Annotated in this window: 14 protein-coding genes; all 14 read left to right on the top strand. The window is 30.0% G+C overall.

Features of this window, described 5'->3' with window-relative positions; translation table 11 throughout:
- The 14 genes from mreC (at window position 1) to G594_RS0101390 (ending at window position 13,317) form a co-directional block, all read left to right on the top strand.
- A complete protein-coding gene (mreC, locus tag G594_RS0101455; RefSeq protein ID WP_027096926.1) occupies window positions 1-846 on the top strand; it encodes a rod shape-determining protein MreC in 846 nt (281 codons plus the stop codon).
- A 12-nt stretch (window positions 847-858) separates the two neighbouring features.
- A complete protein-coding gene (mreD, locus tag G594_RS0101450; RefSeq protein WP_027096925.1) occupies window positions 859-1,350 on the top strand; it encodes a rod shape-determining protein MreD in 492 nt (163 codons plus the stop codon).
- Entirely contained in the window at window positions 1,347-4,208 is a 2,862-nt protein-coding gene (locus tag G594_RS0101445; protein ID WP_027096924.1) for a penicillin-binding transpeptidase domain-containing protein, read from the top strand. Before mreD ends, G594_RS0101445 begins: the two co-directional genes overlap by 4 nt.
- Before the next feature lie 209 nt (window positions 4,209-4,417).
- Window positions 4,418-5,065 carry a septum site-determining protein MinC gene (minC, locus tag G594_RS0101440; protein WP_027096923.1) on the top strand — a complete coding sequence of 216 codons (648 nt, stop codon included), beginning with the start codon at window positions 4,418-4,420 and terminating at the stop codon, window positions 5,063-5,065.
- A gap of 19 nt (window positions 5,066-5,084) precedes the next feature.
- The gene (minD, locus tag G594_RS0101435) at window positions 5,085-5,882 is read left to right on the top strand and encodes a septum site-determining protein MinD (RefSeq protein ID WP_027096922.1); all 798 of its coding nucleotides are present in this window, start codon (window positions 5,085-5,087) and stop codon (window positions 5,880-5,882) included.
- Between the two features lie 16 nt (window positions 5,883-5,898).
- Window positions 5,899-6,168 carry a cell division topological specificity factor MinE gene (gene minE / locus G594_RS0101430; RefSeq protein ID WP_027096921.1) on the top strand — a complete coding sequence of 90 codons (270 nt, stop codon included), beginning with the start codon at window positions 5,899-5,901 and terminating at the stop codon, window positions 6,166-6,168.
- 173 nt (window positions 6,169-6,341) lie between these two features.
- Window positions 6,342-7,478: a rod shape-determining protein RodA gene (gene rodA / locus G594_RS0101425; RefSeq protein WP_027096920.1), complete on the top strand. Its 1,137-nt coding sequence runs from the start codon at window positions 6,342-6,344 to the stop codon at window positions 7,476-7,478.
- A 20-nt stretch (window positions 7,479-7,498) separates the two neighbouring features.
- Window positions 7,499-7,867 carry a methylglyoxal synthase gene (gene mgsA / locus G594_RS0101420; RefSeq protein ID WP_027096919.1) on the top strand — a complete coding sequence of 123 codons (369 nt, stop codon included), beginning with the start codon at window positions 7,499-7,501 and terminating at the stop codon, window positions 7,865-7,867.
- A 135-nt stretch (window positions 7,868-8,002) separates the two neighbouring features.
- A complete protein-coding gene (locus tag G594_RS0101415; RefSeq protein ID WP_027096918.1) occupies window positions 8,003-9,169 on the top strand; it encodes an FtsW/RodA/SpoVE family cell cycle protein in 1,167 nt (388 codons plus the stop codon).
- A gap of 341 nt (window positions 9,170-9,510) precedes the next feature.
- A complete protein-coding gene (locus G594_RS0101410) occupies window positions 9,511-10,281 on the top strand; it encodes a M23 family metallopeptidase (RefSeq protein ID WP_027096917.1) in 771 nt (256 codons plus the stop codon).
- 26 nt (window positions 10,282-10,307) lie between these two features.
- Complete coding sequence (locus G594_RS0101405) at window positions 10,308-11,165, top strand: site-2 protease family protein (RefSeq protein ID WP_027096916.1); 858 nt, start codon at window positions 10,308-10,310, stop codon at window positions 11,163-11,165.
- Window positions 11,166-11,334: 169 nt separating this feature from the next.
- Window positions 11,335-11,709, top strand: coding sequence for a GntR family transcriptional regulator (locus G594_RS0101400; RefSeq protein ID WP_027096915.1), 375 nt, complete (start codon window positions 11,335-11,337; stop codon window positions 11,707-11,709).
- 4 nt (window positions 11,710-11,713) lie between these two features.
- A complete protein-coding gene (locus tag G594_RS0101395; protein WP_027096914.1) occupies window positions 11,714-12,568 on the top strand; it encodes an ABC transporter ATP-binding protein in 855 nt (284 codons plus the stop codon).
- Window positions 12,565-13,317 carry a hypothetical protein gene (locus tag G594_RS0101390; protein WP_027096913.1) on the top strand — a complete coding sequence of 251 codons (753 nt, stop codon included), beginning with the start codon at window positions 12,565-12,567 and terminating at the stop codon, window positions 13,315-13,317. The genes G594_RS0101395 and G594_RS0101390 overlap by 4 nt, the downstream gene beginning before the upstream one ends.
- Window positions 13,318-13,365: the final 48 nt, after the last annotated feature.

The following is a 13,365-nucleotide window of genomic DNA, read 5'->3' as shown; positions in this document are numbered from 1 at the left end:
ATGAAGCTTCTTAAGAACAAACTGACAGTAACTATTATAGTGCTGTCAGTTGCATTTTTAGGGTTAATTACCCTTACTGTTAGTAGAGAAGATAAAGGATTTGAAAGTGGAGCAGGCAGCACTTTAAATCCAGTTCAAAAAGTTGCATACGGTTTTAATAGAGGTGTAAAAGATTTTGTTGACTTCTTTTTAAATTTTTCAGATGTTAGAGATGAAAATAAAGAATTAAAGAAAGAAAATGATAAGCTTAAGGCCGAAATAGACGAGTATTCTAAATTGAAAGAAGAAAATGAAAGACTTCAAAAGGTCTTAAATTTTAAAGATGAAAAGAATAACTATGATTATATAGGGACTAATATAATAGGAATTAGTGGCGATAGTATATTAAATGGATACATTGTCGATAGAGGAAAAGACGATGGAATAGAAAAAGGAATGGTAGTAATTTCAGCTGATGGTCTTGTGGGACAAGTTTCTTCTGTAGGGAAAAATTGGGCTATTGTGCAATGTATAGTAAACGAAAATGTAAAGGTTGCTGTTATGGTAGACAGCACTAGAGAAAACACAGGAATACTACAAGGCTACAAAGATTATTTTAATAATAATTTAGCTAAGGTTCTTAATCTTCCGATAGATTCAGAAGTAAAAGAAGGAGATGTTATAGTTACTTCAGGACTAGGAGGATATTATCCAAAAGAAATTAAAATTGGTGAAGTAGTTTCTGTTGAAGAAGATAGGGTTAGAGTAATGAAGAGTGCTATAGTAAAACCTTATGTTGATTTTAATAAAATAGAGGAATTATTTATAGTGGCTCCAAAAGATAAAAGAGAAATAAAATATGACTAAGAGGTGTGAGATATGAGGAGATTTATAATAGTATTAATATCAATAATATTATTGATATTAGATAATTCATTGTCACCCTTTATATCTATAAAAGGTATATATCCAAGTCTCTTGTTTATATTTGCAATAGCCTATTCTATAATTAATGGAAAAAAAGAAGCAGTATTTATAGGAGTAATAAGTGGATTATTACAAGATATATTCTTTTTTAATGGATTTGGAATTAATGCATTAGTCAATATGTTATGTTGTCTTTTTGCAGGATTAGTTGGTGAAGGTATATGGAGAAATAAGAAACTTATTCCTGTAGGAACTATGTTTGTAACTACTTCATTAAGAGTGTTTGGAATCTTTATTATAATGTATTTATTAAAAATTAAAGTAGATGTGTTAAGAGGTATTTTTGCTGGACTTTACAATTCTATAATTATGTTTTTTGCTTATCCTTTATTTTATAAGTTTTTATATAATGATGAGGAAAAAACAAAGTGGAGGTTTAAATGATAGTTAATAAACCCAATAAGAAAAAACAATTATCAAGATATTCTGTCTTACTAATAATTATGGGAATTATATTTACAGTGATGACAGTAAAGCTTCTTTATATTCAAGTATATAAACATGATGATTATAAGGAAAAGGCGGATACAACATCAACAAAATTTGTATCAGAAAAGGCGCCAAGAGGAATTATATACGACCAAGATGGAAATGTTCTAGCTACAAATAAGCAAACTTATTCAATAAGCTATACGTCTACAGATTTATCAAACAAACAATTCTTTACTACTATGGATGAAGTTTTTAAGATACTTAAGGATAATGGGAAGACTTTTGAAGATACTCTCATATTAAAGTTAAATGATAAAAATCAGTGGTATTTGGAATATAAAAATAGTGATGATGATTTAATTAGGATAGAAGATTTAAGATTTAAGAAGGATAGAAATTTTGATGCTGAAGTACAGAAGAAATTATATCCTGACGTTGATGAGCTTAGTGATGAACAAAAAGCTAAAATAGATGAGGAGTTAGTTAAAATTACACCTCAACAAATCTATTATAAGCTTGTTAAGGATTATGGATTAATTAGTTTAATATATCCAAATCCTACAAAAGAAGAGGAAGATATGATTAAAAACATGTCTGGAGAAGAAATTGCAAAAGTTGTATCTGAAAAATATAGTCTTACACAACAAAGAGATTATATTGTAATAAAAGATGCATTAAAAATGAGAAGTTATAGTGGATATAAATCTGTAACAATTGCAAGCAATATAGAAAAAGATATATACTTCAATATTATGCAAAGACTTAATGACTTACCAGGTATTGATGTTGTTCAAGAGCCAATTAGATATTATCCATATAAAAATACTGCATCATCAGTATTAGGATATTTATCTTCTATAGATACATCTCAAAAAGAGAATTATGAGCTAAGAGGATACGATGCATCTTCAGACCTTATTGGTATTTCAGGAATAGAAGCAGCCTTTGAAGAACAATTAAAAGGTGTAAAAGGTGGGACTACAGTAAAAGTAAATTCTACAGGTAGAGTAACTGAGGAGTTATTTAAGCTAGAATCTTACCCAGGAAATAATGTTCATTTGACAATTGATAAAGATGTTCAATATGCTGCAGAGCAAGCATTAAAAGATAAGATGGAAGAGATTAAAGCAAAGAATAATGGTGAGTTTAACACAGCTAATAGAGGAGCTGTAGTAGCAGTTGAAGTGAAAACTGGAAGAATACTAGCATCTGCATCATATCCAGATTTTGATCCTAATTTATTTGCTATACCAGGACAGCTTACTACTGATGAGTATAAAAAGTATTTTAATCCGGATCTTGAGGCATTTGGAAAAGAACTGATAAAAACTAAAAACTTGAAGGATGTTACAGTAGATGATTTATTTCCAGACTATGGAGATGGTAAAGGAAGAAGAGATATATACGATTTATATCCTAGATCTTTCTTTAACTATGCAACACAAGGTTTATTACCACCAGGATCTATTTTTAAGCCTTTAACTGCAGTTGCTGGTTTAGAAGAAGGGGTTGTAAATCCAGATACAATAATCTATGATAAAGGAAAGTTTACTGAGCATTCAGATGTATATGGAAGCTTTCAACCAGAGTGTTTAATATATACTACTAGGCATCAAACTCATGGAGCTGTAGACGTAGGAAAAGCACTAGAAGTTTCATGTAACTACTATTTTTATGAAATTGCTTATAGATTATATCAAAAAGCAGGTGGTGGTGTTAATGCTATGGACACTATTGCAAGATATGCATGGAAGTTTGGTCTTGGATATGATGTTAATAGTAAAACTGAGAGAGGAACTGGTATAGAAATAGAAGAAAGAATTGGGCAAGTATATAGTTTTGATGCATATAAGGAAAATGCAATATATTATGCTAAGTTTGATTTGGCAGCAGCTTTAGAGAGTGGTTCATATGAGAATATGTATAATTTTATTCCTTTTGATTATTCATATAGGGATGAAGATAGCGAAAAAGTTTATAATGCTAAAAAGAGTTTAAAAGATAAAGTGGAATCTGCATTTTGGAAGTTAGGTACTGATGAAGAAATAACTAGCAATGAAGAACTTGCAAAAACTTTAGTAGACGATATTAAAACTATAATGAAAAATTCAGATGTATATAAGAAAAATGTAGAGGAATATAAATCTAAAGGTAAAACTTATAATGAAGCAGCTCAAGCAAATACTATAGCAGAAATTATTGCTAGATTTATAATAAATGATAGAGGTACTGTTATAAAGTCTCCAGCTCAAGAAGTAAACTCATCTATAGGTCAAGGTATGAATAACTTTACCCCTATGGAACTTGCTGGGTATATTGCAACTTTAGCTAATGGTGGAACCAGATATAAACTTCATTTTGTTGATAAAATAACCACACCAGATGGTAAGGTGGTTCAAGAATTTCCATCAGAGGTAGTAGAAAAGATAGATATGAAACAATCTACTATAGATGCAATTAGAGATGGTATGAGAAGAGCAAACAATGAAGATGGAGGAACAGCAGCTGCTGCATTTAGAGGATTCCCAATAGAAACAGGTGGTAAAACAGGTACAGCTGATTTTAGGGATAATCAATCTGATATAGGAAGAGCACCTTATGCAACATATGTCAGTTTTGCACCATTAAATGATCCTGAAATAGCGTTTGTAGGGGTTATTTATGATGGAGGACATGGATATTATACTGCGTCAGTAGCTCGTGCTGTTTATGAGGCATATTTTAAAGATAGATTACCAGAGGGATATACTTCTGAAAGTTATCAAAAATATGTAGTAGGAGCTCCAGCGGACAATAAGTCAAGTAATTAATTTTAATAAGAAACATTTAAAGGAGAAATCACGTTATGATTTCTCCTTTTTTTATCGTAATTAAATATTACCAGTTTCAGCAAATTTATGATAATGTCTACAAAATCATAATATTTAATGATATAATAAAATAGATTTCTTATAATAAGAAGGAATGCAATATTTTTTGTTGAATTATATAAGTGCTAGTAATTGGTGGAGGGTAGCCAATGGGAAATGATAGAATAATTATAAAAGGAAATAAAGAAGGATTAAATGCAATAATAAATATAGATAAGTTTGGCAACTTTGAAGAGATGTTAGATGCATTAATAGAAAAACTTTCAAAAGGAAAGAAGTTCTATAAAGGATCAACTTTATGCATAACAACAAAGCTTTCCTCTTTAACAGAAAAAGATGTAGAAAGTTTAAAAGTTGTTTTGTTTGAAGAGATTGGTATAAAGGATATAGTGTTTGAAGATAAGGATATAAAGGATAAAGAATCGGAATCAAAAATATTTAATGGAGTTTATGAAGGAAGAACTAAGTTCATTAGAAAGACTGTAAGAGGTGGACAATGTGTTGACTTTCAAGGAAACATTGTAATTGTTGGAGATGTAAATAGTGGTGCCGAAGTATATGCAGGGGGCAATATAATTGTTCTTGGTAGTATAAAAGGAAATGTGTATGCAGGAGTTGGAGGAAATAGAAAAGCTATAATAGCAGCATTTGCACTTCAACCTGAAATTTTAAAAATAGGAGATATAATAACAATTTCTCCAGATGATTTTGAAAAGCCTAAATATCCAGAGGTGGCAAAAGTAAAAGATGATGCCATAATTGTTGAACCGTATTTAACTAATAAGTATATATATTAAAGTGTGGAGGGATTCGTAAATGGGAGTATCGATAGTAATAACATCAGGAAAAGGTGGCGTTGGAAAAACAACAACAACAGCTAACCTAGGTACAGCATTAGCTGCATTAGGGAATAAAGTTGTAGTTGTTGATGGTGATACAGGATTAAGAAATTTAGATGTGTTAATGGGATTAGAGAATAGAATAGTATATACAATTGTTGATGCTATAGAGGGAAGATGTAGATTAAAACAAGCTTTAATTAAAGATAAGAGATTTCAAAATCTATTCTTACTTCCAACAGCACAAACAAAGGACAAGGATGATATTAGTCCACAACAAATGTTAAAGTTAGTTAATGAATTAAAGAAGGATTTTGACTATATTCTTATAGATTCACCAGCAGGAATTGAGCAAGGTTTCGAAAATGCTGTAATTGGAGCTGATAGAGCAATAGTTGTAGTAAATCCAGAAATTACTTCAGTAAGAGATGCTGATAGAGTAATTGGTAAGCTTGATGCAAAAGGATTAGAAGATCATGGAGTAATAGTAAACAGACTAAATTATGAAATGACTAGAAGAGGGGACATGTTAGATGTTTCAGATATAATTGAAACTCTATCAGTAAAGCTTGTTGGGGTTGTTCCAGATGACAAAAATATTACTGTGTCAACTAATAAGGGGGAACCAATTGTTTTAGAAGAAAAAGCTTATGCAGGTGAAGCGTTTAGAAATATAGCAAAGAGAATTACAGGGGAAGATGTTCCTATAATGGATTTACAAGAAAATTCGGCAGGATTCTTTGGATCTTTAAAGAAGTTATTTGGACGTAAATAAAGGAGGGACTGAGAATATGGGACTTTTTGATGGTTTTTCAGCAAAAATTAAACCCAAAGAGGTTGCAAAAGATAGACTAAGATTAATACTTATTCATGATAGAGGAGATATTCCTGGAGAAACCTTAGATAAAATGAGAGATGAAATATTAGAAGTATTATCTAAATATATAGAAATCCAATCAGATGACGTAGAAATTTCTGTTACTAAGAGTGAGTGTATTGAAGGAGATGCCCCTTCGTCTTTAGTAGCTAATATTCCTATTAAAGCTGTAAGAGGAAGATAGAAGAATTTCGAGCTTTGCTCGAAGTTCTTCTTATTTTTGGTAGAAAAAAATTAATATTTTCTTATATTTTGTCATATTATATTTATTTTATAGAGAAAAAGGCAATAATAATATATAATTATGTTTGTAATCTCTGAAAGTATGGAGGTGTAACATTGGAGAGAAGAGATAGAATTTTAAGTAGATATAAATTAGATTTTAAGCTTATTAGAGAGATAGATAAGGGACTACTATTTTCAGCTATAGCACTTATGCTGTATGGAATGCTTAACATATACTTATGTACAAAGGGCGATGTAGCACCATTCTTTTTTGTAAAGAAACAATTTATGTGGTTTATTATATCTATGGTTGCTTTATATTTTTTAGTGGCAGTAGATTATTCTGTTATCTATAGATATGTACCTGTTTTTTATTGGGGTTCAGTTATTTTGCTATTATGTGTATGGATCCCTGGGATTGGTGTTAAGGTTAATGGAGCTAGGGGGTGGATTAATATAGGAATATCGAATCTTCAGCCTGCAGAGCTGGCCAAGTTTGGTATTATTTTAATGGTAGCCAAACTCTTAGAGGAAATGGACTATGAGGTTAATAACTTAAGAAATATAATTAAGATAGGTATTTACTGTATGATACCAGTAAGCTTGATTCTTATTCAACCAGATATGGGAATGACAATGGTTTGTTTCTTTATAGTTTTAGGTATGTTATTTATTGCAGGGTTAGATAGACGTATAATAATAGGTGGATTCTCTGCATTACTTATTGGAGTAGTTGTTTTATGGAATTCAGGATTAATATTACCTCACCAAAAGGCAAGAATAACAGCTTTTATGAATCCAGAAACAGATACATCAGCTCAAGGATATCAGTTAAATCAATCTTTAATTGGTATTGGATCAGGAGGGGTTGTAGGAACAAGACCATCATTAGATCCAGAGGTTTCTCCTGGATATGCAGGTACTCATGTTCCGGAAATTCAAACAGACTTTATATTTGCAGCTATAGGAGAACAATGGGGATTTTTAGGAGCCATGCTGTTATTATTACTGTATGGAATACTAATTACTAAAATGATTAACATAGCAAGAAAAGCAAAGGATAGATTTGCATCATTAGTTTGTATTGGACTAGTATCCTATTTCTTATTTGCCATAACTCAAAACATAGGTATGACAATAGGACTTATTCCTATAACAGGTATTACATTACCACTTATAAGTTATGGAGGAAGTTCTTTGCTTACAACAACAATGGCTGTAGGACTAGTTCTAAACATAGGTATGAGAAAGAAAAAGATACATTTCTAAGAATTTAGGGGGATGAGATTATGAGAGTGGCATTAATTGCTCATGATAAGAAAAAGGAAGAAATAATTAACTTTGCAAAGAAGCATAAGGATATTTTGAAAAATCATGAACTTGTAGCGACGGGAACTACAGGATTAAAAATTAATGAGGCTACAGGATTAAAAGTTCATAGATATTTATCAGGACCATATGGTGGTGACCAGCAAATAGGTGGAAGTTTAGCTGAAGGAGACATAGATTTAGTAATCTTTTTAAGAGATCCTTTAACAGCTCAACCACATGAACCAGATGTTTCAGCATTAATTAGAATCTGTGATGTCCATAAGGTACCAGTTGCAACTAACATAGGAACAGCAGAAATTCTAATAAATGAGTTAGCAAAAAGATAGTTAAAAGAGAAATTGCTTAGCAATTTCTCTTTTTTAATGCTATAAATTAAATAATTATTACAGTTTTAGAAGTAATATGGATATTGGGGGTCTTTAAATATATAATTAAGCTAGTAAAATTATGGAGATGAGAAAATGCTGAATACTAATAGGGTTATACAAAGATATAAATTGGACAGTAGATTTGCTAAAGAGATTGACAAGGGGATATTAATATCAATGTTATTATTAATAATGTTTGGGATACTAAATATATATTTATGTACTAAGGGAGAAGTTTTTCCTGTACTTGGGCCATTTTATTTTACTAAGAGACAAATTATATGGTTTTTAATTTCTATGGTAGCTCTTTACATAATATTAACTGTAGATTACAGAGTTATTTATAATTATATTCCTATAATTTATTGGGCATCAGTAATATTATTACTGATGGTATGGATACCTAAGGTGGGTGTTGAAGTTAATGGAGCAAGAGGATGGATAGATTTAAAAATTTGTCTGTTCCAACCATCTGAAATAGCTAAGTATGGAATTATATTGATGGTAGCCAAGCTATTAAATGAGATGGATTATAAGATTAATGATATAAGAAATTTACTTAGATTAGGGGTTTATATAGCAGTTCCAGTATTCTTTATATTGTTACAAAGGGATATGGGAATGACAATGGTATGTTTTTTTATAGTGCTTGGAATGTTTTTTATAGCAGGTTTAGATAAGAGAGTTATAATTGGAGGCTTATCCGTTTTAGCTATAGGAATTGTATTTGTTTGGTACTCAGGATTACTTGGAGGATATAGGGCTGATAGAATAAATTCTTTCTTAAATCCAGAGGAATATGCAGATGATTTATCATATCAATATACTCAAGGAGTTATAGGAATTGGAGCAGGGGGATTAACTGGAATTGATAAATCCTTTGATTCTGATATTGATCCTGGATATGCAGGAACTAATGTACCAGAAATACAAACAGATTTTATATTTTCAGCCATAGCAGAGCAATGGGGTTTTATTGGAGGAGTATTTGTTTTACTTTTATATGGAGTGTTAATTACAAAGATGATAGTAATTTCAAGAAATTGTGGAGATAGATTTGCATCTATAGTTTGTGTTGGAGTTATATCTTATTTTATGTTTGCAGTTACACAAAATATAGGTATGACTATAGGGCTTTTGCCTATAACAGGTATAACGTTGCCTTTAATAAGTTATGGAGGTAGCTCTTTATTAACTACTGTAATTGGTGTAGCAATGGTCTTAAATATTTCTATGAGAAAGAAAAAGATACTTTTTTAAAATGGAAATTGCTTAAGCAATTTCTTTTTTTTAATGTCTAGGAAAGTATAAAATTTCAATTGGCTATAACTCAAAGGTATTATTATAATTTCATATTAAAAAAATATAAAATCAAGGATAGTAAGTTTATAATTTCCTTACCTTTAGTAGGCGTGGAGTGGATATTTGTTTTGATGTGACTTGGAGCGTAGCGACGGAACAAACAAAATAAATATCCACTCCACATTTTTTATTAAAAGTTATTAAACTTTTCTCTAAAAAATTGAGTTAAATTATGACATAGGAATATTAACCATATAGTGAAAATATAATTTATTAGTAAAACTACTAGGAGGAAAGAGATGGGAGAGTACAAGTCGCAATACGAGAAATACTATAAAAACTTAAGGAATAAGGTACCGGGGAAAACACCTAAACCAGCTTCTTCTTATGATTATTTAGGAAGAGGAAAAAGTAGTAATAATAGAATAGAAAATAGGTTTGTAAAAAAGTTTATTTTTCAACTTGCTGGAGCCTTAATCCTTTTGATGATTTTTATGGGAATAAGGGTGATTCCTATAGAGGGTGCAAAAGAAGCGTATATTGTAACTAGAGAAGCTTTAGATAAGAATTTTGATGTTGAAGAAGCAGTAATGGCCATGAATATACCTGGGGTGGAGGATTATAAAGAAAACATTTTAGACTATATAGATAATTTTAAGAGTTTTGTAACAGGTGATAAAACTCTTAAAGAAGATATAAAGGATAACTATGTAATACCAGTAGTAGGGACAGTATCTCATTTATCAGGTGAAAATGTAGGAATTATAATACAGACAGATAGTGAAATGGATGTTATTGCAAGCTTTGATGGAAAGATAAGAGAAATTAAGGAAGATGGAGATGAAAAACATATAATAGTTGACCATGGAAATGGTATAGAGACATACTATGGATTAATTTCTACCGTTGATGTTAAAGAAGGAGATAAGGTAGAAAAGGGACAGTTAATAGGTAAAACAGGGGTGTTAGACTCTGAAGGAACTAAAGGAATAGTATATAAGATAAGTTATATGGGGGTTGAAAAAGATCCAGTAGAAATGATGGATTTTTCATCCTTAAAGAGCGTTTAGTTGTTAGCAATCCTTAGGAGTTTTAAATGGACAGAAAAAGAAAGAAGCTAATATTAGAATTTATATTCTTATTAGTAATTTGTACTTTAAATAAGCAAATGTTGGTTGGTTTTATATGGGTTATACTGCATGAGGCAGTTCATATCTTAGTAGCAAATAATTTTGGGCTAAGATTAAGTAGTTTTAAAATTCATATAACAGGGGCAGGAACAGAGATAGATGATATCGATGATTTATCAGAAAATAGAAAACTGATTTTATATGTTTCTGGACCCCTGTTTAACTTTGTTTCAGCAATGGTATTAATATTTTTAAAGAGTGAATATGGATTAAATGTTGAAAGTAGCATATGGATAAATCTTGGGTTACTCTTCTTTAACATGTTGCCAGCGTATCCTTTAGATGGTGTAAGAATATATGAGATACTTTTAAGTAAGAAAATCTTATATAAAAAAGCAAAGAAACTTTTAGTAAGAGCTAGTTTTATGGTAGCTGCATTTATTATGATAGGTTTCTTATTAACAATATACATACATAAGGTCAATATTAGTTTGCTTTTAGCATCAGTTTTATTAACATATACAACCTTCTTAGAGAACGAAAAAACTATTTATATAATTATGGGAAGTATAGTAAGAAAGAGTAGAAGGTTAATTAGTGATGGGTATATAGAGAATAAAAGTATTTCTGTCTATTACAAGAGAGATTTAATTAAGGTTTTAAGCCTAGTAGATAGGAATAAGTTTAATTCTTTTTTTGTTTTAGATGATGATATGAGACTTTTAGGAATAATTTATGAAGACGAACTTATAAAGACCTTGAAGGAAAGTGGTAACATGACCCTTGAGGAACTATTAGTAAGTAAAAAGAATAAAAAAGATTAGAAAGAGAAGTTGCTTTGCAATTTCTCTATTTTTTTTGTAAGTTCTCCTAATTGACAGATTATTTATATAACTACTATATTGGATTAATTAAAAATTGAAGTGTTGACAAAAACTGTATAAAGGGTGTATAGTGTGAATATATGGTATACACACTTAAGGAGGTGTATGAGTGAAAATAATTTTAGATTATACAAGTGATTTGCCGATGTATGAACAAGTAGTAAAAGGAATAAAGGATTTAATTATAGATGGTAGTCTAAAGGAAAACGATTTACTACCTTCTGTTAGGAAGCTATCTCAGGAGCTTAATGTTAGTACTATTACTATAAAAAGGGCTTATTTAGAATTAGAGAAGGCCGGAATAACATATTCTGTTTCGGGGGTAGGCACCTTTGTGAGAGTTAAGGATAATGAAGAATTAATTAATGAAAATAAAGAAAAGTTATTTTGTGAACTTGATGATATAGTAGGGAAATTATTAGATGGTAAGTGTACAAAAGAAGAGATAATTAAAAGGGTTAATAAGATTTTGAGGGGGAATTGAAATTATGGAGAATTTATTAGAGATTAAGGATTTAAGTATTGAGTTTAAGGATTTTTCTTTGAAAAATGTATCATTTTGTGTTCCAAGAGGAACAGTTTTAGGATTTATAGGTCAAAATGGTGCTGGAAAAACCACTACATTAAAGCTTATTCTAAACAGTTATAAAAGGGCTTCAGGGGAAATAAGAGTTCTAGGAAAAGATAATATTAAAGATGAGGTTTTTGTAAAGAACAATATAGGTTATGTACCAGCAGAAAGTTATCTTATAGAGAATAAAACAATTGAAGAACATGAAGAAACCTTTGAGTTTTTCTACGATAAGTGGGATCACAAGGTTTATATGGAGTATATAAAGAAGTTTGGTATAGATATGAATAAAAAGTGTGGAGATTTATCTACTGGTATGAAGACAAAAGCTATGTTAGCTTTAGCATTAGCACATGACCCTCAAATCTTAATTTTAGATGAGCCAACATCAGGGTTAGATCCAGTAGCAAGGCTAGAATTTCTTGATATGCTTAGAGATTTTGTAGGAGATGGGGAGAAATCTGTTATTTTATCAACTCACATTACCTCTGATTTAGATAAGGTAGCAGACTATATAGCATTAATTCATGAAGGAAGAGTTTTAGAATTTGATTCTATGGATAATATCCAAGAAAGTTTTGCTATAGTTAAGGGAGATTTATCTGAGATTGTTGGCTATGAAGATGACTTTATAGGTATAAAAAAGTGGGATAATTCCTTTGAGGGGTTAATTAAAAGAGAAAAATTAGTAGGAGAATTAAAGAATTTAAGAACTATAGTTCCTAATATAGAAAATTTCTTATCATTTCATATTTGGGGTAATAAGAAATGAAGAGAAGATTTAAGAGAATAGCCTTAATGATGGATTTTGTAACTGATGGAAATAAGAATATTGTATCCTTTGTCTGTTTATTTATAGTATGCCTTTTGGGAATGATGTTTTTTAAAATGCAGTTTGATTCAATTGCTTATGATATTCAGCATGAATTCATTATAAATAATAGTTTTATATTAAATAATTTACTTCGTATGTATTCACCATTTGCTGGTGTTCTTGTATCAATTATACAATGGGCTCTACCTACACAAAAAAACAATAACAAGTTATCAAAAATATTTGAAATTCTTCCTGCTAAAAAAGGAGAAATATTTCTTGAAGGAGTTATTAATTTATTATTGGTTTCAATATCAATTCTTGTATTATATTTTAGCTTATATGCTATTGATATAAATAACTTTTATGGAATGGGTATAAGAGGAATGTTATGTGTAATTATGATTTTAATATTTATATATCTAACTTTTATAAATATAACTAGATTCTTTAGAAATGAGAAGCCATATAAAAGAGTAAAAATAATTGGTTTTATATTGGTACTTTTAATTTATTTAATTCCAGCATTATTTAGTTTAATTAATTATGAAGATGAAATTAATAATATAGTAAATACAATTCATGGAAGTAGTTTTGTTCAAACCTTAGGTAATAAGAGCGTTGGTGTTATTGTAGGGGCAGTATTGTTTAGTATTTATTTTATATTTAACTATTGGTATGTAAAAAGACAGGTATATAAGTACTAAATTTCATAAAAAGTTACCCAATAAGGTGATTAATAATATCTGATTTGG

This window comes from Clostridium paraputrificum AGR2156 (assembly GCF_000424025.1).
Taxonomy (GTDB): Bacteria; Bacillota; Clostridia; order Clostridiales; family Clostridiaceae; genus Clostridium; species Clostridium paraputrificum.
This window is presented reverse-complemented; position numbering and strand designations above follow the sequence as displayed.

Bases quoted from the DNA above. Each gene is read 5' to 3' on its own strand.
- mreC (WP_027096926.1), top strand. From the start codon at position 1: ATGAAGCTTCTTAAGAACAAACTGACAGTAACTATTATAGTGCTGTCA.
- mreD (WP_027096925.1), top strand. From the start codon at position 859: ATGAGGAGATTTATAATAGTATTAATATCAATAATATTATTGATATTA.
- G594_RS0101445 (WP_027096924.1), top strand. From the start codon at position 1,347: ATGATAGTTAATAAACCCAATAAGAAAAAACAATTATCAAGATATTCT.
- minC (WP_027096923.1), top strand. From the start codon at position 4,418: ATGGGAAATGATAGAATAATTATAAAAGGAAATAAAGAAGGATTAAAT.
- minD (WP_027096922.1), top strand. From the start codon at position 5,085: ATGGGAGTATCGATAGTAATAACATCAGGAAAAGGTGGCGTTGGAAAA.
- minE (WP_027096921.1), top strand. From the start codon at position 5,899: ATGGGACTTTTTGATGGTTTTTCAGCAAAAATTAAACCCAAAGAGGTT.
- mgsA (WP_027096919.1), top strand. From the start codon at position 7,499: ATGAGAGTGGCATTAATTGCTCATGATAAGAAAAAGGAAGAAATAATT.
- G594_RS0101415 (WP_027096918.1), top strand. From the start codon at position 8,003: ATGCTGAATACTAATAGGGTTATACAAAGATATAAATTGGACAGTAGA.
- G594_RS0101410 (WP_027096917.1), top strand. From the start codon at position 9,511: ATGGGAGAGTACAAGTCGCAATACGAGAAATACTATAAAAACTTAAGG.
- G594_RS0101405 (WP_027096916.1), top strand. From the start codon at position 10,308: ATGGACAGAAAAAGAAAGAAGCTAATATTAGAATTTATATTCTTATTA.
- G594_RS0101395 (WP_027096914.1), top strand. From the start codon at position 11,714: ATGGAGAATTTATTAGAGATTAAGGATTTAAGTATTGAGTTTAAGGAT.
- G594_RS0101390 (WP_027096913.1), top strand. From the start codon at position 12,565: ATGAAGAGAAGATTTAAGAGAATAGCCTTAATGATGGATTTTGTAACT.